Annotated in this window: 17 protein-coding genes; 9 read left to right on the forward strand and 8 right to left on the reverse strand. The window is 41.0% G+C overall.

Annotated features, from left to right (window positions below):
* Nucleotides 1-19 precede the first annotated feature (19 nt).
* From ftsZ to ACQY4U_RS07565, 4 genes are all read left to right on the forward strand, one after another.
* Nucleotides 20-1,621, forward strand: a complete 1,602-nt coding sequence (gene ftsZ, locus ACQY4U_RS07550; RefSeq protein WP_428328782.1) for a cell division protein FtsZ — start codon at nt 20-22, stop codon at nt 1,619-1,621.
* Between the two features lie 234 nt (nt 1,622-1,855).
* Nucleotides 1,856-3,103 carry an aminotransferase class I/II-fold pyridoxal phosphate-dependent enzyme gene (locus tag ACQY4U_RS07555; protein ID WP_428328783.1) on the forward strand — a complete coding sequence of 416 codons (1,248 nt, stop codon included), beginning with the start codon at nt 1,856-1,858 and terminating at the stop codon, nt 3,101-3,103.
* 449 nt (nt 3,104-3,552) lie between these two features.
* A complete protein-coding gene (locus ACQY4U_RS07560) occupies nt 3,553-4,974 on the forward strand; it encodes a glycoside hydrolase family 125 protein (protein WP_428328784.1) in 1,422 nt (473 codons plus the stop codon).
* A 330-nt stretch (nt 4,975-5,304) separates the two neighbouring features.
* A complete protein-coding gene (locus tag ACQY4U_RS07565) occupies nt 5,305-5,484 on the forward strand; it encodes a histone H1 (RefSeq protein ID WP_428328785.1) in 180 nt (59 codons plus the stop codon).
* A 90-nt stretch (nt 5,485-5,574) separates the two neighbouring features.
* On the opposite strand, the gene dapA is transcribed toward ACQY4U_RS07565, so the two are convergent.
* Both dapA and ACQY4U_RS07575 read right to left on the reverse strand, forming a co-directional pair.
* Nucleotides 5,575-6,456, reverse strand: coding sequence for a 4-hydroxy-tetrahydrodipicolinate synthase (gene dapA / locus ACQY4U_RS07570; RefSeq protein WP_428328786.1), 882 nt, complete (start codon nt 6,454-6,456; stop codon nt 5,575-5,577).
* A 151-nt stretch (nt 6,457-6,607) separates the two neighbouring features.
* Complete coding sequence (locus ACQY4U_RS07575; RefSeq protein ID WP_428328787.1) at nt 6,608-9,061, reverse strand: DUF5686 and carboxypeptidase regulatory-like domain-containing protein; 2,454 nt, start codon at nt 9,059-9,061, stop codon at nt 6,608-6,610.
* A gap of 201 nt (nt 9,062-9,262) precedes the next feature.
* Here ACQY4U_RS07575 and ACQY4U_RS07580 point away from each other — a divergent pair, with 201 nt between their 5' ends.
* Nucleotides 9,263-9,493 (forward strand): hypothetical protein, encoded by a 231-nt coding sequence (locus ACQY4U_RS07580; protein ID WP_428328788.1) that lies wholly within the window; start codon nt 9,263-9,265, stop codon nt 9,491-9,493.
* Nucleotides 9,494-9,900: 407 nt separating this feature from the next.
* Here ACQY4U_RS07580 and ACQY4U_RS07585 read toward each other — a convergent pair whose 3' ends face one another.
* Nucleotides 9,901-10,107: a hypothetical protein gene (locus ACQY4U_RS07585; protein WP_428328789.1), complete on the reverse strand. Its 207-nt coding sequence runs from the start codon at nt 10,105-10,107 to the stop codon at nt 9,901-9,903.
* Nucleotides 10,108-10,362: 255 nt separating this feature from the next.
* On the reverse strand, nt 10,363-12,378 hold the full coding sequence (gene ligA, locus ACQY4U_RS07590) for an NAD-dependent DNA ligase LigA (RefSeq protein ID WP_428328790.1): 2,016 nt from the start codon (nt 12,376-12,378) through the stop codon (nt 10,363-10,365).
* 162 nt (nt 12,379-12,540) lie between these two features.
* On the opposite strand from ligA, the gene ACQY4U_RS07595 reads away from it, so the two are divergent.
* Entirely contained in the window at nt 12,541-12,846 is a 306-nt protein-coding gene (locus ACQY4U_RS07595) for a hypothetical protein (RefSeq protein WP_428328791.1), read from the forward strand.
* 61 nt (nt 12,847-12,907) lie between these two features.
* Here the strand turns inward: ACQY4U_RS07595 and ACQY4U_RS07600 are convergent, their stop codons facing one another.
* The 3 genes from ACQY4U_RS07600 to ACQY4U_RS07610 form a co-directional block, all read right to left on the reverse strand.
* Nucleotides 12,908-13,828, reverse strand: a complete 921-nt coding sequence (locus ACQY4U_RS07600) for a DUF6263 family protein (RefSeq protein WP_428328792.1) — start codon at nt 13,826-13,828, stop codon at nt 12,908-12,910.
* Nucleotides 13,829-14,579: 751 nt separating this feature from the next.
* Complete coding sequence (locus tag ACQY4U_RS07605) at nt 14,580-15,509, reverse strand: DUF6263 family protein (protein WP_428328793.1); 930 nt, start codon at nt 15,507-15,509, stop codon at nt 14,580-14,582.
* Nucleotides 15,510-15,526: 17 nt separating this feature from the next.
* Entirely contained in the window at nt 15,527-17,296 is a 1,770-nt protein-coding gene (locus ACQY4U_RS07610) for a DUF885 domain-containing protein (protein WP_428328794.1), read from the reverse strand.
* 180 nt (nt 17,297-17,476) lie between these two features.
* On the opposite strand from ACQY4U_RS07610, the gene ACQY4U_RS07615 reads away from it, so the two are divergent.
* Nucleotides 17,477-17,950: a DinB family protein gene (locus ACQY4U_RS07615; protein WP_428328795.1), complete on the forward strand. Its 474-nt coding sequence runs from the start codon at nt 17,477-17,479 to the stop codon at nt 17,948-17,950.
* A gap of 49 nt (nt 17,951-17,999) precedes the next feature.
* On the opposite strand, the gene ACQY4U_RS07620 is transcribed toward ACQY4U_RS07615, so the two are convergent.
* Complete coding sequence (locus ACQY4U_RS07620) at nt 18,000-19,289, reverse strand: serine aminopeptidase domain-containing protein (RefSeq protein WP_428328796.1); 1,290 nt, start codon at nt 19,287-19,289, stop codon at nt 18,000-18,002.
* Between the two features lie 279 nt (nt 19,290-19,568).
* On the opposite strand from ACQY4U_RS07620, the gene ACQY4U_RS07625 reads away from it, so the two are divergent.
* Entirely contained in the window at nt 19,569-20,594 is a 1,026-nt protein-coding gene (locus ACQY4U_RS07625) for a hypothetical protein (protein ID WP_428328797.1), read from the forward strand.
* A gap of 39 nt (nt 20,595-20,633) precedes the next feature.
* Nucleotides 20,634-21,011, forward strand: a complete 378-nt coding sequence (locus tag ACQY4U_RS07630; RefSeq protein ID WP_428328798.1) for a hypothetical protein — start codon at nt 20,634-20,636, stop codon at nt 21,009-21,011.
* Nucleotides 21,012-21,122: the final 111 nt, after the last annotated feature.

The raw sequence follows: 21,122 nt of genomic DNA on the forward strand, positions 1-21,122 counted from the left end.
ATAACTGAAAACAAGGATTATGCAGTTTGAGATGTTAAAAGAAAAGTCCTCTATCATCAAGGTAATTGGTGTTGGCGGCGGCGGTGGTAATGCTGTTAACCACATGTACAGGCAGGGAATAACCGGTGTTGACTTTATTATTTGCAACACAGATGCGCAGGCATTGGAGTTAAGCCCTATCCCAAACAAGGTACAATTAGGTGCAAGCCTTACCGAAGGTATGGGAGCCGGATCAATACCCGAAGTTGGTAAAAACTCGGCTATTGAAAATATTGACGATATTAAGCAAATGCTTGGTACCAATACCAAAATGCTGTTTATTACAGCCGGTATGGGTGGTGGTACTGGTACAGGCGCAAGCCCTATCATAGCCAAAGCAGCACGCGAACTTGATATATTAACCGTTGGTATTATAACTACCCCGTTTGCCTTTGAAGGTAAACGCCGCAAAATGCAGGCTGATGCCGGTATGGAAGAGCTGAAAAAGAATGTAGATTCTTTCCTGGTGATCTCAAACGACAGGCTGCGCCAGATATTTGGTAACTTAACCTTAGGTTCGGCATTTGCACAGGCTGATAATATTTTAACAACTGCTGCAAAAGGCATTGCTGAAATTATTACACTGCCCGGTTATATAAACGTTGACTTTAAGGATGTGCGCACTGTAATGAAAGACAGTGGCGTGTCAATAATGGGAAGTTCATCTGCCGAAGGCGAAAATCGCGCTTTAAAAGCTGTTGAAGGTGCTTTGTCATCACCATTATTAAAGGATAACGAGATAGAAGGTGCACGTTACATCCTGCTTAACATCAGCTCTGGTACTAAAGAGGTTACGATGGATGAAGTGAGTATTATTACTGACTACATACAGGAAGAAGCCGGCTTAGCTGCAGACCTGATATGGGGTAACTGTGTTGATGAGAACTTAGGCGATAAATTATCTGTTACTATTATAGCAACCGGTTTCCAAACTAAGGATGAGCGTGAAAAAGAGCAAAGCAGCAAGAAAGTAGTTTCGATGCTGATGCCTGATAGTGTGCCTTTGGTTAAGCCTGTTGTAAACGAGTTTATTAACCTGGTTAAAGCTGATGCAGTAACCGAGCCATATATGAAAATGAAAGAAGAGCCTAAACAAACGGGCTTGTTCGATCTTTTTGGAGGCAGCCGTGCTGAAGAGCCTGCGGTTGTTAGGCATAGCCTTGCTGCCGAAGAGCCATCAATGATGGATCAGGATTCGGCCGATACGCAGGAAATGACCTTTAAAATAGCAGAGCCTGTAATGACCTTTATGCAGCCAAAAGAAGAGAAAATGCCAGAGCCTGAAAGGGAACCGGAAATTACTGTTGGCGCTGATGATAATAAAACAGACGAATCTATAGAGGAGCAGTTACGCAAATCGCGCGAACGGATCATGAGGCTTAAAGACCTGAGCATGAAATTACGCAGCGGTAATATCCAGGAGATGGAAAACATTCCGGCTTACAAACGCAAGGAAATTGCTTTACAGCAAACCCCTGCAAGCGATGAAAGTCATGTTTCAAGGTTCTCTTTACTGCCAGATAGTGAAGGCAATACAGAGATCCGTAATAACAATTCGTTTCTGCATGATAATGTAGATTAAATTTTGTTGGTGGTTGAAAGATCAGCGATCAGCAATTTAAGCTGATTACAGAAAGCCCCTGCAAATTTTGCAAGGGCTTTTATATTTAACAGGTGGGTGTGTTTTTAGTTATAGTGGCCTAAGCGTCACGCATTAGTTACTTTATTATAGCCTATTATAAAAAGTAATAATGATTGTTTCTGCGCGTTTTAAGGGCTATATTTGTATTTCAAAACATAATAAAACAAGAGCGGTTTGGATATCTTTGACAAAATATCGAAAAATATGGGCGGCCCGCTTGGGCAGCACCAAAAATGGTCACACGGTTATTTTTCCTATCCTAAATTGGAGGGCGAAATAGGGCCACACATGATGTTCAACGGAAAAGAGCATTTGGTGTGGAGCCTTAACAATTATCTGGGCCTTGCTAATCATCCCGAAGTTAGGGCTGCTGATGCGCAGGCTGCCGCAGATTATGGTATGGCCTATCCAATGGGGGCGCGTATGATGTCGGGCAATTCAATCCATCACGAAGAACTTGAGGCCGAGCTGGGTACATTTGTTGGTAAAGAAGATGCCTACTTATTAAACTACGGCTACCAGGGAATGGTATCAATAATTGATACGCTGGTTGATAGGAATGATGTAATCGTTTATGATGCCGAATCACATGCCTGTATCATTGATGGTTTAAGGATGCACATGGGCAAACGATATGTTTACCAGCATAATGATATTGAAAGCTGCGAAAAGCAGTTAGAGCGCGCTACCAAGCTTTCTGAACAAACCGGTGGCGGTATCCTGTTAATTACCGAAGGTGTTTTTGGTATGTCGGGCGCGCAGGGTAAATTAAAAGAGATAGTAGAACTTAAAAAGAAATATAATTTCCGCTTGCTGGTTGATGATGCACATGGTTTTGGTACTATGGGTAAAACAGGAGCAGGCACGCACGAGGAGCAGGATTGTATTGATGGCGTTGATGTTTACTTCGGTACGTTTGCAAAATCAATGGCAGGCATAGGCGCATTTGTTGCGGCTGATAAGCAGATTGTTGATTACCTGCGTTACAATATGCGCTCGCAGATCTTCGCTAAGGCATTGCCAATGCCAATGGTGATCGGTTTAAAAAAGCGTTTGGAACTACTGCGCTCAAAACCCGAACTGCGCGAAAAGCTTTGGGAGGTATCAACTGCCTTACAAAAAGGTTTAAAAGAGCGTGGCTTTAACTTAGGTGTTACCAATACAATGGTTACCCCGGTTATTTTAGAAGGCGATTTGTACGAGGCTACTGCCTTAACCCGTGATCTGCGCGAAAACTATGGTATCTTCTGTTCCATAGTGATCTACCCGGTTATTCCTAAGGGATTGATCTTGTTGCGCTTAATACCTACTGCTGCACACAGCCTTGAGGATGTACAACGCACATTGAATGCTTACAGCGAAATGGCCGAAAAGTTAAAGGCCGGTTATTATAAAGAGAATAAATTGGTAGTGGCCGAGTAAGTAAAGCCATCACTATAAAAAATATTAAAAGCCTTTCGGTAATCCGGAAGGCTTTTTTGGTAGGGTAAAAGTCGATCTTCCCTGTTTAGGCTTTTTCAGATTTGTTATATAAGTATAAAAAATAAATCAAAGTTACCACAAGTAAAAATGTTATTAAGGTAGTTATGTATTCTGCGTTTCTGATAGAATTTAATGTAGCTACTGGGACATCTATATAGTTTTGGTCTTCATAATAGGATTCAATGTTTATTATTTCAAATAGCGATACCATTAAAAGTATAGGTATAGCTATAAGGGATATTTTTATAAGTCGGAATCTCATGCGGTTGTATGATTGATTATTAAATGTAGGAGTTTTTTTATTCATGCACACAACTATAAAATATCAAATGCCTTTCGGTAATCCGGAAGGCTTTTTTATTTTTACGGCCTACCAATTAGAAACAAATATGATAACGCGACGTAATTTTATTAAAATAAATGGTGTTACAACTGCTGGTTTAGGCATGGGCCTTAGGCCTGCGTGGTTTGTCAAAGGCCTGGAGCAGTTTGAAAGCCACCGCCCAAAACTGGCCGACCGTAAGTTTACCAGTAAGGCTGTTGAGGCTACCATTAAAAGCGTAAAGGCTGCCATTAAAGATCCGGAAATGGCCTGGTTGTTTGAAAATTGCTACCCCAATACTTTAGATACCACGGTTAACTACTCAGTTAAGGATGGCCGCCCCGATACATTTGTTATAACCGGTGATATTAATGCCATGTGGATGCGTGATTCATCGGCACAGGTTTGGCCGTACCTGCCGCTTATTAAAAACGATCCCGAATTAAAAAATGTGATAAAAGGTGTTTTAAATCGCCAGGCCAATTGCATTTTGATTGATCCCTATGCCAATGCCTTTAATGCAGGGCCAACAGGCAGCGAATGGGATACCGACCGTACCGACATGAAGCCAGAGCTGCATGAACGTAAGTGGGAGGTTGATTCGTTGTGTTATCCCGTCAGGCTGGCTTTCCATTACTGGCAGATCAGTGGTGACAGTAGTTTTTTTGATGCCAACTGGCAAAAGGCGGGTAAAGCCATTATTGCTACTTTTAAAGAACAGCAACGGAAGAACGGAAAGGGCCCCTATCATTTTCAGCGCAAAACGGAAGTTGCCAGTGATACCGCACCATTAAGCGGTTATGGTAATCCGGTAAAGCCTGTCGGTTTAATCTGCTCCATATTCCGCCCTTCGGATGATGCTACTATTTATCCCTTCCTGGTGCCTTCCAATTATTTTGCAGTGGTAAGCTTATACCAAATGGCGGAGATGTATGATAAAATAGCAGGCGATAAGGCCACCGCAGATATATGCAAAGCTATGGCTGCTGAGGTTGCGCATGCACTGCAAAAATATGCCACAAAAGATCACCCGGTTTACGGTAAGGTTTTGGCTTATGAGGTTGATGGTTACGGCAATCAGTTATTTATGGATGATTCAAACGTGCCCAGCTTGCTGGCATTGCCTTACCTGGGTGCCATCTCTGAGCACGATCCGCTTTATATAAACACCCGCCGGATGGTGCTGAGCAGCGATAATCCTTATTTTTTTAAAGGGAAAGCCGCAGAGGGGATAGGCGGCCCGCACGTAGGCCTAAATTATATATGGCCCATGAGTATTACCATGCGGGCATTAACATCAACAAACAAGGCAGAGATAGCCCAATGCCTTAAATGGCTTAAAGGTACCCATGCCGGCACCGGGTTTATGCACGAGTCGTTCAATAAGGATGATGCTGCCGATTTTACGCGTAAATGGTTTGCCTGGGCAAATACTTTATTTGGCGAACTAATAATTAAAGTACACAAATATTATCCCGATTTATTGTAAATAACAGGTATTTACCTGCTGCTTTTAATATTTGCAAATTAAGATATTGGATAAAATAATTGCCTAACGTTTTGTTGTTTTCAATGTTTCTTAATTTAATATTAAAATACTGTAAAGTAACGGATTTATTATCTTCAGTATTGCTTTTGTTTGGTATATTATATAATAATATTAAATAAATATATAATATAGATTTTAAGGTCAAAATGTTGAAAAAAACCACTTTAAAGGCACTATTTTTCTTAATTAAATGTTTTTAATTAAGAAAAAACATTTTAGATTAGCTTCATAAAACAATAAACCTCAATATTTTAAAAAGGAGTAACTGAAATGAAAAAATTTACTGAAGTAAAAGAATTAGTAGCGTCGTTGGAAGCGGATGCTGACAAATTTTACAACAAGGGAAACAGCGCTGCTGGTACCCGTGTTCGTAAAGGTATGCAGGACCTTAAAAATTTAGCCCAGGCTATCCGTTTGGAAGTTCAGGAATCTAAAAACAAAGAAGCATAAGTAAACCCTCAAAAAGGAACCTTGCTTTATTTCAATAAAAAACCCGCTGGTAAATCCGGCGGGTTTTTTATTGCTTGTTATTGAAGTTTTTTATTGGGTGATCTTATCTGTTTCCTTTATGATCTTATCAGCAATAGCATGGCTTACCTGTACCAATGGCAGGCGCAGGGTGTCCTCACAAATACCTATATGTTTTAAGGCTGTTTTTACGCCGGCAGGGCTGCCTTCAACAAACATCAGCCTGGTAAAATCAACTAACTGTGCATTTGCTTTCTGTGCCGATTTAAAATCACCTGCAAGGCAGCTGCGCACCATATCAGCTGTTTGGCGCGGTAATGCATTTCCAATAACTGATATTACCCCTACAGCGCCCAATGCTATCATTGGTAAAGTAACCGGATCATCGCCCGATATAAGCATAAACTCTTCCGGCTTATCGCGCATGATCTGGTTAAACTGATCAAAAACTCCCGATGCCTCCTTAATGGCTATGATGTTTTTAAAATCATGGGCTAACCTTACCACGGTATCAGCAGCTATGTTGCTGCCGGTACGGCTGGGTACGTTATATAAAATAACAGGCAGGGGGGCAGCCTCGGCAATTGCTTTGTAATGCTGGTAAATACCCTCCTGGGTTGGTTTATTATAATGCGGGCTTGCCGATAATATGGCATCGTAACCGGTAGTATCAAATTGCTTTATCTGCTCAACAACTTCAAGTGTGTTGTTACCACCAATGCCTGCTACCAAATGTACACGGCCATTAACAGCCTTTGCAGTAAACTCCCAAACTTGCTTTCGTTCTTCATGGCTTAAGGTAGCACTTTCACCGGTTGTACCTAATGATACAAGGTATTCAAGGCTCCCATCTATTAAATAATCAATGAGCTTTTGTAAAGCATCATAATCAACCTGCCCGTTTGTTTGAAAAGGTGTTATGATAGCAACACCCGTTCCGTGGAATTTATTCATCTTAATTATTAAAGGGTGCTAATATAGCAATTTGTGATTAGTTAGTGGGCGATGCCCGGCTGTTCAGCATGTTTTTTACATAGCTCCATAAAAAAGCGCCATCGCCTCAATACAGGCAATGGCGCGAAGTTTCCTTATAGCTTAAATCCAATTAAAAATTAACCCCAAACCTGATGGCCGATTTAATATTGCTGCTGGTATTGTACGATGTGCCATACATCAGCCTGAAGTTGAGATATTGCACGCCAACACCCAACTCGGTATAGTTTTTAAGTGATGGGGTAGAAAGGTAATTAACATCCAGTATCTCCTGCAACTTCAGCTTCCTGATCAGCGGGATCTTGTTGAGGAAAAAGCCCGAAAAATTCTGCTCAAAATGGCCTTCAATATATTTGGTATAGGTACTAAACTGGTAATAATCTAACAGTAAAAAACTATTGATAGTGCCTTTATAAGCCAATACCTCGTTACCTATAAATTGTTTATAGTCCGGGTAAAACAATGATTTGTTATTTAAAAATTTGCCAGCCCCGATATAAAAAGATGACTGCCCGAAAACGCCCGCATTGATGTTTGATTTGGTAACATCGGCACTTAAAAGATCATAATCCACATCCGAACCAAAAATATTCTTTACGCCTTTAATATAGCTTAAGCCAATTGTAGGGTATGGCGATGGCAGGTATCTTTTACCTGTCGGGAAGGTTTCGTACTTGTCGCTAAAATCATACGTGGTACGAAGGGCAATTTTAAACGCTTGGTTTTGCTGAAAAAGTAAACCATCCTGGTTGGGTGTAAAAGGATTGTTGGAGGTATACTCCCTGTCGCCCGGTTTAAAAAAGCTGTAGGTTGATGAGTTGTTAAGCGCACGTCTATCCGCATATTCAACCATAGCGCTCGCCAGCCAGCCGCCTGTTATGCGTTTGCTGATGTTGGCCGACAGGTATTGCTTTTGGTAAAGCTTCTCTAAGTTTTTCCGCCTGAATAAGCTGTAGATGGTGTTGATACCTGGCGAAAGGGTACTACGATTATTCAGGTCGATAATATCGGAGCCTGCGTTAAGGCCTAAATTGTAGGTGCCTAAGGGGATATTGGCAAAAGCGCTTCCGGTAAAGGTTCTATCGGCAAAGCCATAGCCAGCCTTTCCGCCTAATAAAAAGTAACGGTTATTAACCGTGTCAATCATTTTAGTGTAGGTAGCACCATAGTTAAGTGAAAAGCCCTGCACCGTATTAAACCTGATAGAGGGGATTAGCGCATCAAGGGTATAATATTCATGCTCGTACCGGTTGCGGTGATTGTAGCTGTTAAAAAGCAGGTGCTGGAGGCTGAATTTATTGTTCACCTTATCCAACGAATCAAGATAAGGCCTGGACTCGCGCTTTTTGGCCAGTACGGCTTTGTTCTTATAATCTGTTTTTTCTTCTTCTGTAAGCGGGATAGGGCGCTCATTCTCCCAAAATAACGAATCCTTTTTATTTACACCCTTGGTGATCTTTAATACCTCGCTAAATTCATTTTTGGTGAATACCGGGGCAAGGTCATAATCTTTATAAATAGAAATAAAATAACCGCCTACCTTAAACCCAAACAGGCCGGCAGTAAATTCAAACTTAATTGACGATGGCATCCAGGCCTGCTGGCTAACAGGTAAAAACTGCTGGTTTACCCGAAGGGTATCCACAAAATTGATATTTTGTTTTTTGGTGATGAAAAGATCGAGCCCGTAAATGCGCCAGCTATCGTCCATTATATAAATGTATCCCTGGAAACAGGCATCATAACCGCGTTTAGGGATCACCTGGATCTTGTTAATGGTTTCGCCGTTCTCGGTAGAAAAACCTATGTATTTGTAGTTATAATAAAATAAGGCATTATCAGCAATGGGAGATATAAGCGGGCGCAGGCTCAGGCCTTCCCAGCGTTGTGTGTTTTGATAAAAGTTTACATTCACATCCGATGCCCTGTTATAGCTGAATGCCTTGTTGCTGCCCGATACTTTGGACGAGATCAGCTCCTCATGTACTTTATTAGGCCGCATAAAGCTATATTTTGATTCGGATTCTGACAGGTAAATTATTCCGCGGCGGTTAGAGTCGAGGCCCATTTCGCGGGTGGCTTTCTGCACATCGTAACCCATGAATTTTTTAGGGGCGGCAAGCAGCTTTTGCAGGCCCTTTATATAAACCTCGCAGGTGTAGGCATTCACCTCGTTAAGGTGTGCCTTGCGTTTCTTTATAGCCTTGCGGATCATGGCATATGCCGCATCTTCGCCGCCCGATTTAACTACTACCTCATTGAGCTGGAAGGTTTCGGGGCTTAATGTCATATCAACCGTTTGGTTGCTGCTGAGCTCGAGCTTGCGGCTTTCCTGCTTATAGCCCACGGCTTTGTATTGAACATTGTAGGTTCCTGGTTTTAGTTGCAGGGTATATTGTCCCTCGCTATTGGCTGATGTGCCCTTAGTTGTGTTTTTTATGTAAACCGATGCAAACGGGATGGCTTTTTTTTGCTCATCGGTAATTTTGCCGCTAAGGGTAACCTGTTGCGAAAACGCATTAATGGTCAGTAGTAAAAATAAGGTGACAGGTAAGGTAATTTTCATTAAAAATAATGTTTATGCTAAGATGAAGGTTATTAATTAAACGTGCCGTTATATTTTGTTAATTATTGTTAAAGGGATGCTTTAAATACAAAAACTGCGTTGTTACAGCAGGTTAAATTAACCATGTTAAAAACTATTGTATGATAAATAAAACCACGGTAGGGATAAGAAAACCTATCTTTACCCGCGAGGACTGAGATTATGGGCTTGCCATTGAGGATAACATTTAAGGATAAGGATTACGTTTACCAGATTGTAAACAGCAAGCTAATAGATCAATACACTACTGAGCTTGATATATTATTGAACGAAGAGGAGGTGGCATTAATTAAGGACGCAAGGAACGCCTGGGTACAAAAAGGCGGACAAATAATTGACCCGGAGCTTGCACAGGCGCTTGGCCGGTCTGTTAGTTTGCGTTTAAGGATGTGATATTAGCCCTGGCTAACGGTTTATAATATAAAAGCCTCCTCACACTCGCTGTTTGGAGGCTTTAACCTAAACCTTATCACAATGGGCAGGTAAGGATACCTGCCATATGAAGCCACAAATATAAGTCGAACTTATTATATATTGCAATTTTTGTTTGTGAAAGCATATTGTAGTAAAATATTGTATACTAACAGTATAGAATATTAACTTAGGGCTAAACCACGAAATTTTAAAAGCCTGTTAAACCTGATTTTAAGGATTTTGTCAATGTAGCAGGCTGCGGGAATTGCAGCATTTTGGGCCAGCCGCGAGATTTTATAACAGCCACCATTAAATATTAAAAACTTAATGTAGTTGAAAGGATAGTTTGACAATTAACCGATTGCCAAACTATCCTGATCAGCTGATTAGCAGTTAACGCAAGGGCAAACGCTTGCAGGATCGGTACTCGGGTTCCAGCAGTTGCCTGTTGATGAACAGATGTACAACCCGGTGCAGCATGAGTTAGTGTAAGCAACTGCTTTTTGGCCTTCACCGGCGCATCCTGGTAGTTTTCCACCCTGAATTGATTTCATTTCCTGCTTGGTTAGCGGAGATCCTAAATTGGCTTTCATAAAATAGTTTTGAATTTTTTTGCGGTTTTACTGTCGGTACGCAAAAGTTTAACCTTTATTTAAGTTTTAATTTTATACTAAAAAACAATTAATCGGCAAGTAAATCAACCCGTGTTTTAACGGTATCTTTTTGCTGAAAACACGGGGTGCTGGCGTGGAATACCTACATAACCAGTAAATTATGCTGCCTGTAAATTAAAAAAGGCAAGCCTTATGGCCTGCCTTTCTGTAATTCAGTTTCAAAATATTTATTAATTAGCCAATCATCGCTAATAGTTCATCATCACTAATAATGGGGATGTTTAGTTTTTGCGCTTTTTCTAATTTTGCAGGGCCCATGTTATCGCCTGCTACCAGGTAATTTAATTTGGCCGAGATGCTGCTTACTATTTTACCGCCGTTTTGCTCAATAATATCCTTCAACTCATCGCGCGAGAATTTTTCGAACACACCTGATATAATGAATGTTTTACCAACCAGTGTTTCGCTGGCAAGGTTTACTTCTTTTTCAACAATTACAAATTGCAGGCCCCGGGCTTTTAGTTTTTCAATCTCGGCCTTATGCTCTTCATCGCTAAAGTAGGCGGTAATACTTTGGGCAATACGCTCGCCAATTTCTTCGGCAACAACTAATTCCTCAAGGCTAGCGGCAGCAAGCTTATCAATGTTTTTAAAGTGGATAGCCAGCTTTTTGGCAACGGTTTCGCCCACGTAGCGGATACCCAGGCCAAACAGCACTTTTTCAAAAGGCATTTGCTTTGATTGCTCGATACCATCCAGCATGTTGTTGATTGATTTTTCGCCAAAGCGACCCAATTGTTTCAACTGATCGCTATGGCTATGCAACTCATAAATATCACTTATATGGGTAATAAATCCTTTTTGATAAAGGGTTTCAATGGTTTCATTGCCCAGTCCATCAATATTCATGGCTTTGCGGCCTATAAAATGCTGCATTTTGCCAACTATCTGAGGCGGGCAACCATCTTCATTAGGGCAATAAAAGGCGGCTTCGCCCTCTTTGCGCTCTAATATAGTGCCGCAGGCAGGGCAGGTGCTGCGGTATAAAATGGGTTGTGCACCCGGCTTACGCTTATCTAAATTTACACTGATGATCTTCGGGATAATCTCGCCGCCTTTTTCAACATACACCCAGTCGCCCTCGTGCAGTTTAAGGCGTTTTTCAATTTCGTCGGCATTGTGCAGGGTAGCGCGCTTTACGGTTGTACCGGCAAGCTGTGCGGGCCTTAAATTAGCTACCGGGGTTACGGCACCTGTGCGCCCCACCTGGTAGGTTACTTCAAGCAGTTCGGTTTCGGCTTGTTCGGCCTGGTATTTATAGGCAATGGCCCAGCGTGGCGATTTTGCTGTAAAGCCCAGTTCCTGCTGCTGTGCATAGCTATTAACTTTTATTACTATACCATCAATATCGTAACCTAAGTCAAACCGTTTTTTGTCCCAGTGCTTAATAAATTCAAATACCTGTTCAATACCGCTGCAAAGGCGGCTATGTTCGTTGGTATGAAAACCCCAGCTTTTAACAGCCTGTAAACTTTCCCAATGGGTTTTAAAAAGTGTTTTTTCGGTATAAAGAAAATACAGAAAACAATCCAGCGGGCGGCGGGCCACCTCGCTTGAATCCTGCATTTTTATAGTACCCGATGCAAAGTTGCGTGGATTGGCATAAGGTACTTCGCCATTTTCCACACGTTCGTTATTTAAGCGCTCAAAAGCTTTCAGGTGCATAAAAACCTCGCCCCTTATCTCAAATTCGTCAGGGTAATCACCGGCGTGCAGCTTTTTAGGAATAGTATTTATAGTGCGTACGTTGGTGGTAACATCATCGCCCTGTATGCCATCGCCACGGGTAACGGCACGTACCAAATGGCCGTTTTGGTAAGTAAGGCTCATGGATAAACCATCAAACTTAAGCTCACATACATATTCAAAATTATCGCCGATAGCTTTGCGGATACGCTGATCAAAATCAACCAATTCCTGCTCATTATAAGTGTTGCCTAAAGATAGCATGGGCCAGCGGTGCCTTACGGTAATAAACTCCTTGGTAATATCACCACCTACTTTTTGTGTAGGCGAATTCGGGTCTGCAAACTCAGGGAACTGTTTTTCAAGCGCGCCTAATTCTTCTAATTTTTTGTCGAAATCAAAGTCGGCAATGGTAGGCATTGCCAGCACATAATAGTTATAATTATGCTGTTTTAATTCTGACGAAAGGGATTCAATTTGGGTTTTTGCTTCTGCCGGTGACATAGAAGCGAAGATAATAAATTTATCAGGCCTCACCTAAATCCCCTCAAAGGAAAGGCCTTTTGATTTGCCGTTTGGTAACAACTTTTTTATAATATACTTCAATTATATTTTAAACTCTTTCGGGCTTGTATTGTCATAAAGTAAAAACAAATAAAATTTACCATGAAAAAGTACACCAGATTTTTAATGTTATTTACAGTGATGTCGTTGTTTGCTGTTGCAAGCAGCCATGCACAAATTGTTGTAAGGGCTCGTTTAGTACGCCCCGGTACTGTGGTTGTAGCACGCCCTATGCGCCCTTCGCCGCGCCATGTTTGGGTGGCTGAAGAGTGGACACCCGGAGGCGGTACTTATGCTTACCGTGCAGGTTACTGGGCAGTGCCACCACGCCCGCATGCTATTTGGATAGCTGGCCGCTGGAGGCATACACACAGGGGTTATATCTGGATACCAGGCCGCTGGAGATAATAGTATAACAAAAAAGCTACCTGCTAATCAGCAGGGAGCTTTTTTGTTTAGATAAACAATTTTATTTATCGGTTATGGTTTGATCGTTATTAACCGTCATGGGGATGCTCATGCCGCCCGGAACTGAGGGGTTGTCTAATATGTCAACAGTGCCTTGCATTGCCTGTTTTAGTTTAAAGTTAGTTATCCAGCCGGTTTTTTTATCAAGCACTATGTCTGTAATAACAGTTCCGTTTATATTGTATTTAACCGGCATGCCGTTTATGGTAGCTGGTGGAGCGGTTAAGTCGGTATTAACTTTACCATCGCCCATTATGCGATAGGAGTTATCCACAATGGTAATAAGCTGAAAAGTAGTTTGCACGTTGGCAACAATTACGGCATCAAGCTTGGTATTTACTATCCATTTATCATCAACGGCTACTGCCTTTGATGGGAAAACTGCTGTTCCCATCTCAATGCTCCCTTTAAAAGCCTTTGCGCCAAATGATGATAAAAATTGCTGCTTGATCTGTTCTTTTTTAGCAGTATTTACACCTTTAAATTTGCTGAACACGCCGTTTATCATGTTCTCAATGTTTTCAACCGAATAAACCTTCCCGCTTTTAGACATGGAGATATTAAAGGGTTGGTTCATCATACCGCCAATAATTGATGAGGGAATATCGCTGGTGTCCTTCTTTTTCGAATCCATATCAATAGTAGCCGTGCCCGCCTGTATTTTCATACTCAGGGTTTGGTAGTTTACTTCCATTTTGTAAATGGTATCAACTACATCAGTAACTTTAAAGGCCATTTTAAAAGCCATTGTTACATTGATGGTATTTTGCTGGCCATTTATGGTTTGTAAAACTGATGATGTTGCTGTGCTTACCATGTAATAAGTATTGCCTTTGGTAAGGTTAAGTGCGGGTTTTACTTTTTGCGCCTGGCAAAAACTACATATGGAAGATAAGAGTATAAGGTTTAAGAGGTATTTCATGCTTTATATTTAATGCTTTAAAGATAAATAAAGAAAGGAACTAAGCAGGGTAGTTTAAAAAACATTTGAAAATGCAGGAAGCATTGGTTGAAAAGCAGAAAGCTTAAAAAGAAAATAGCCAGGCTCTCATCCCCGGCTATTTTTCAAATTTGTATTATCATTAATTTTCACTCGCTGTTTATACGCCGGATGGAGCATATAGGTTACAAATAAAAATCTCCTGTCTTGTTTAGGCAGGAGATTAACCGTGGCATTTTACCACTACATATAAAACAATATAGCTCAACATTTACTATTAAAAGCTATGGCGTTTTATCATGTAAATACTTGTTTTAACCATAAAAAATACGGGGATTGCCTGAATAGCAATGCCTAAAATTGCAAGTGTGCTCATGATAATACAAATTTGAGAGTGAATAGATATTATGTAATAAATGAGGCAAAAACCGTACCTAATCAAGCAATATAGCCCCTGTAATGTTGGTTAGCATTATTGTTTTTTTAAGATAATATATTGCTAAAATCAACCGGGATATTTGTAGAAATATTTCTACATTTTGGGGAAATTATTACCCGAATCGGGAATTGCTTTTGTTCCCTTTTTGATTGTTCGGATCTGCAAATTACGTATAGGTAATGCCGTAATTGGACTGCAATATAGTAAAAATTAATTATTTAGTATTAATTACTGCAAAGTTAATTTTTAGTTGATGAAGTTGATTTTTCAATTTTGATGCCAGTTGCACTTTGTTTATTTTCCGTTAACAGTTAGCTCGCTGGTAATTGTCATGGGGTAGGTCATCCCGCCGGGTATTTTGGGGCTATCTTTAATTACTGCATCGGCTTTTATAGTTCTGCTGCTTTTTGATTCAATTACCCAGCCTGTAGCCTTATCAATCTTAATATTACTTGCGCCGGTTCCCGATACATTTTTAAGTCTTATCTGAAAGCCATTTGCTTCTTTATACTCACCATTGCCGCTATCATCTGAACCGAATATTGAATTTCCATGTATAATTAGTGCATTGTCGGTTATGTCTGTAAGGGTAAAAGTGGTACTCATTTTTGCAGATATTGCCGCCGACATGGTAATAGTTTTGAGCCAGGTATCATTTTTTTCTATATTATGATCCGGGAAAATAGCAAAGGCTTCTTCAAAGTTTGTTTTAAAAGATCGGGCGCCAAATGATTTTTGCATTTGTGCTTTCAATTGGTTTTTTTTCTCTTCTGTAAGATTAGGTAAGCCATCAAACATGTGGATATATAGATTTTCTATATGATCAACAGATAATATTTTACCGGTTTTAGTAAGTACAATATTAAAAGGTTGATCAAGCATTCCCGACATGATAATAGATGAAACGTCCTTTGCATCTTTTTTGTCGGAGTCAAAATCAATATTCCGGTCTGCAACGGTCATCTGCATCTTCATCCGGTCGTACTTTACTTCCATCACATAAGCACTATCCTTAACCTCAATAACCTTGTGCGATACAGTGCAGGTTATAGTAGTTATGAGGTTTACATCCTGCCCGCTGATGTTTTGATAAAGCGCCAAATTTGCCGCTGATGTAAGGTAATACGTACTGCCTTTTGTTAAATTTAAGGCAATATTTATTTTTTGTGCCTTACAGGCAATACTTAGAGCAATTAAGGTGATAAAGGTTAGGCTTATTTTCATTTAATTAAGATGGATGATTATTGGCTGCTGCTGCCTTTAGCCAGCATTGCATCCTTTATAGATTTAACCGGTGCACTGCCGTAGCTTAAAAATTTCTCGTTGAACTCTTTTAGTTTATACTTATCACCCATTTTCTTTTTGTAGGCGTCGCGCAGGTCCATTATTTCTTTATAGCCAGTAAAATAGCTGTCTAACTGCACACTGCTTACGGTAACCCTTTTCCATTTGCCTTCGGCTTCGGCTTGTTGTTGAAAAGCTTCGCGGGTAAGCAGGTTAAGGGCTGTTTGTCTTGGCATGTTTTCGGCGTGTACGCCATAATCCAGTATGGTATTACAAACCGAACGCAGGTGCCATTTATACCACATCAGGCGCATTTCGGGCTCATCGCCGCCAAAGCCTGCATCCAGCATCATTTCTTCGCTGTAAACAGCCCAGCCTTCAACCATAGCGCCGTTTCCAAAAACTGATTTTATTAAACTTGGCGATTTATTGGCATATACCAACTGTACATAATGACCGGGGATAGCTTCGTGGATACACAAGATCTGCAAGGTATAATTGTTGTATTCGCGCAAATAGCTTTCGGCTTTTGCTGCCGACCAGCCTGCCATGCTGCCCACATTGAAGTAGGAGTTACCATCCTTATCATACGGCCCCGGCGAACTCATGGATGCTCCTGCAACCCCGGCCATATAAGCAGGCTCGCGGCGTACTTTTAAGGGTTTCGACGGATCAAGTGTTACCAGATCCTTTGAGCGTACGAAGGCTGTAAGTATAGGAATCTGTTTTTCAATAGTTGCCTGGAACTCATCGGGCTGGGTATGTTTGGCCGAAATGGTATCAATCAGCTTTGCAATCAACTCTAACGAATCTGAAGGCATCGCTTTAGATCCAAAGTATTTAGGCCACAGCTTTTTGCTGATCTTAGCCATTTCGCGGTGGATGTATTTTTTGCGCTCAACAGCCGCATTATAAATTTGCTGTGCGGTAGATGCTGATTGTATGTCAAACTTAAATTTAGACTCGTAAAGCTCTTTACCCAGGCGGAAGCTTCTTGGCTTGTCGTTTTTTAAAGCTTTTAACCATGCTGCATAGCCCTTTATCGCATCGGCCGATATTTTGGCGCGGTCAAGCATTTGTTTCTGCTCGGCTGCCGGTATGTTTGTTTTCTTTAGTGAATCTGCAAAGTCTTTTTCTATTACGTCGACCCCGCCGGTATGTTGGTCAATGGCAAGGTTTGTTAATTCGGTAACCGGGTTTTTGATCTGTTTTTCGGCCTCTTTATAATAAGCCGGAATGTTGGCCATTTTTTGGTAAAAGTTACGCAGCCTTTTGGTGAGCGGAGCGTAATGCTCGTTCAAAATATAAGCAAATGTGCCTATTACATTGTAGGATGATGGATCCCACTGGTAGGCCTTTTGCTGCTGGATGTTCCATTGGATGGATTCCATTTGATTTTGCATCAAATGGTAATCAATTTTATTGGCTTCGTTTAATGTGTTTACATCAAAACGGCTTAACGAATCAATATTGATTTTTGTAAAGGTGATTAGTTTATCCCTGCTTTGATCATTAGGTACCACCAAAAGGCTGTCGTATTTATGGTAACCTACAGATGTTGCCCAATCGGGGTTCAGTTTCCAAAAAGCATCAAGAAAAGAGTTTTCATAAACGGAAAATGCGGCATCATCTTTACCCTGCAAAGGGCCTATGGATGAACCATCTTTTTTACAACCGATAAGTACGGTATACAAAACAACAAGGGTATATAATGATTTTTTGATCACGGGGTTATGACTTTGTCTTTGGATGGATAAACTTAAAACTTTTAACTGAAAATAATAAGCACAATAAAAAACACTTCTGTAAAAATTAAGGGATACAGCTTTACTGCAAAGGCTTAACAATTAGTTTACTGCTTTTGGAACCAAATTGAATGATATTTGTTGGTATATAAAAGTTTAACAATGGATAATCAGCATAAAATAATAGTAGCCGAAATTACCAAATTGCTGCTGGGCGGCAGTGCACATGCATCATTTCACGATGCTATAAAAGATCTTGACCCCAAATTGCGCGGCGTACAGCCGCAAAATATGCCTTACAGCATTTGGCAGTTGGTTGATCATATCAGGATAGCGCAATGGGACATGCTGCAGTTTAGCAAGGATGCTGACCATAAATCACCAAAATGGCCCGATGAATACTGGCCAAAAGAAAGCGCCCCTGCACATGAAAATGACTGGACCGGTGCTATCAAACAAATAGACAGCGATATGGATGAATTTATTGAGTTGTTAGAACACAGCGATATTTACCAGCCGCTTGAACATGGCGACGGGCAAACAATTTTACGCGAAGCCCTGCAAATAGCTGATCATAATTCATACCACATTGGCGAAATTATTGCTATCAGGCGGATCTTGAACGATTGGAAATAATGGCTTGAACCAATCCTCTCTGTTGGGGAGGGTTGGTTAACTACAGCTATTACCTAACCTTACTGATAAAATCAACAATGGCTGGTATCAGCTCTGCTTTCAGGGGTAGGTCGGGTTTGCTGTAAGTGGCAATGTTTTGTTCCTCATCTGCCGGGGCTTCCTTTAGTATGTGGTTCATATTGCTTACCATAAATAATTTAGCATCTGATTTTGCCTTTTTTAAACGTTCGGCATTTTCGGCAGCAACTACCTTATCGGTATTCCCCTGTATCAGCAGTATCGGCATTTTGACCCTCTTTATCCCGCGCAGCGGATCATACCTGCACCACGACATAATAAAGGGCTGTATGCTTGGGCGGGCTATATAATAAAGGGATGGATCAACATTATCGGTTATCTTTCCTTTTCTAAGGCTGTCTAATATGTTTTTAAACTTATCAATCAAAAACTGGGGCTTTGCCTTCATTTGGTTGGTCAGTATTTTCTCAGCCGGGTCAGCAGCCCATTCGGCGCTTATAAATGCTTTAACAGGTTGTTCCGGAATTGCTAATGTACCTACCAGCGCGCCCTCGCCATGCCCAAATACAATGATCTTTGAAAACCGCTGATCATCATTTAAAAGGCCTATCAATGCTACAGCATCATCGCTGTAATCCTCAATATGCAGCTCTTTTTCTTTAGTGCTGCTTACGCTTTCGCCAACCAGGCGTTTATCATAACGCAGGGTAGCAATGCCATTTTTACCCAGATCGTAAGCCAGCATTTTATAGGTGTTGGAGTTGATCCCTGTTTTAGGATTGTTGCCATCCCTGTCGGTAGCACCGGCATCGGCAATAATCAAAACTACCGGAATTTTACCCGTTAAGTTTTTAGGTGTTACTAATGAACCCGAGATACTGCCTGACAAGGTCTTTACTAATATGGGCGATTCCGTTAATGCCGGATCAAGCGTTACGCCGCCAGCTGCACTTTCCTTGTAAGGGCTTAATAGCAGGCCGGTTATCTTGTTTTGCGAATTAAGGGCAAGGTTCAATAAAAAAGTATTGTTTTGAAATGTTGCCTTATAAACCGCTAACGATTGTCCGTATTTAACAAAACCGGCATTTATCAGGTTACCGTATTGTGATTTTAGCTGCCCGGTTGTAGTTTTAAAATTATCGAGCGGCAGGGCAGCTTTCATTTCAGGGCTAAACATGCTAAAAATGCTGTCTATCTGGTCGTGGTTATAATACTGTTTAAATTTATTTATAGCAGTGGTATAAGTGGCTGGTTCGGCAGCCTGCGCAATAACTCTTACAGCAAGTAAAAGGGTTACGATAAAAAAAGCAACTTTCTTCATTTATGTATGATCAGAAGGGGGTAATTTTCAACTTCGAAATTAGTAAAAATCAAACAGCTTTTAATCATCGCAATTCAAATAGCGGTTAGGTGCTTGTTTTAAAGGTGTTTTGTTAATACTCGTTGTAAGGTAAAGGCATGGTAGATGAGCATAATGGGTAGCATACCTATGGTGCGTTTTTTTTAAACGATAAAGAGCGAGTAACACAACCTGATTTTTTAGAGAAATTATTTTGTATAAATTTCCTAAATTGTTCACGCTAAACTTAATACACTGCTAATGCCAAAACGATCAGGTGCTCCGCCGATAACTCCCGAAGACGAAAAGCCGCTTGTTACTACAACCAATGGGCCGCCTGTGGTAAAAAAGAAATCGCCCAGGTCGCGGAAACCAAAAGCTCATCCTGATGATGCCGCAGTTGCCGGCTCAGCCTCTTATACAGAAACAATACAAGTGCAAGCCCCAATAAATAATAATTCAACCACTCCTGATAATACACCCTCAATAAAGCCAATGGAAGTACACCACCATCCCGACGTTGAAGTAAAAGGCCTTAAAGAATATATACTGGAGGGCCTGATGATATTTGTTGCCGTTACTATGGGTTTTTTTGCCGAAAGCCTGCGGGAGCACCTAAATGAACGCACCAAAGAGCACGAATATGTGATCAACATAAAAAAAGACCTGAAAGCGGATGTTTCCCATTTAAATATATGGATCCCGGGGATGTATAAACGAATGGGTGATTTTGATACGCTGATCACTTTTCTTGAAAAACCGGGCTTTACCAAAAGGGGCAGCGAAATGTATTATTATGCCAAGGTTGCTACGCGTGCAGGCTCATTCGGCCCTAACGAAAATACCATTCAGGAGTTAAAAAGCTCGGGCAATTTCAGGCTGATCCAAAACAGGGCTTTGGTAAATGGGATCTTAGATCTGGAAAAGATCATCGGTAACTATACGGCACTGTACCTTATCGAGCAAAAAGAGAACGATGGCTTATACCCGCTGATAGGTAAACTGTTTGATGCTTCGGTATTTAATAAAATGCTGCGTACCCCCAATATTACAGCTTATGCGGATAGTGATTTTGCCACAGGCTCAAAAAGTTATTTGCTAAGGCCGCCCGGCAATCCGCAATTGCGAAGCAATGATAAGGATGCTATCAATATGCTCATCTATTACCTGCATCAGCGTAAATCAAGCATTTTTGGCGAGATGCGCCAGCTAAACGAACAGCGCAAGGAGGCCGAAACATTGATAAAACTGATTGATACGGCTTATAAGCTGCAAAATGACGAATAGCATTTAAAACTTTTTGGTGCAATTAAGTATTTGTAGGTTATGGAATTAAGCACGCAAATTACCTGGTTGTTCATTATGGCTATCCCGATAGCCTGTATAGCATGGACGGTTACGCACGAAGAGGTTTTTCGCGAGCCGCGCGAATACTGTTTAAACCGCTGCCACAATGGTAAAACCATTGCCGAACGCAAATTTTTTTATCTTTTTACCTGCGAATATTGCTTTAGCCATTACGTAACCGCCATAATGCTATTTATTACCCGTTACCAGCTGCTGTTTACCGACTGGCGCGGGTACCTCATAGCAGGCTTTGCGCTGGTATTTGTAGCCAATGTATACATGAGCCTCTTCGCCCTCATCCGCATCGACCTTAAAAAGGTGCGTTTAGAAGCCGAAAATGAGGAAAAGAAGAAGTAGGGAAGTTTATTATTCTCAAAACTTCATCAATTTATACCACCCTTATCTTTAATCAATAAATCAAACAAAAACAGAGCTCACTTACAGCCCACCTTTGCATTTGTAAAACAA

The sequence above is a fragment of the Mucilaginibacter sp. genome, from assembly GCF_965277465.1.
GTDB lineage: Bacteria > Bacteroidota > Bacteroidia > Sphingobacteriales > Sphingobacteriaceae > Mucilaginibacter.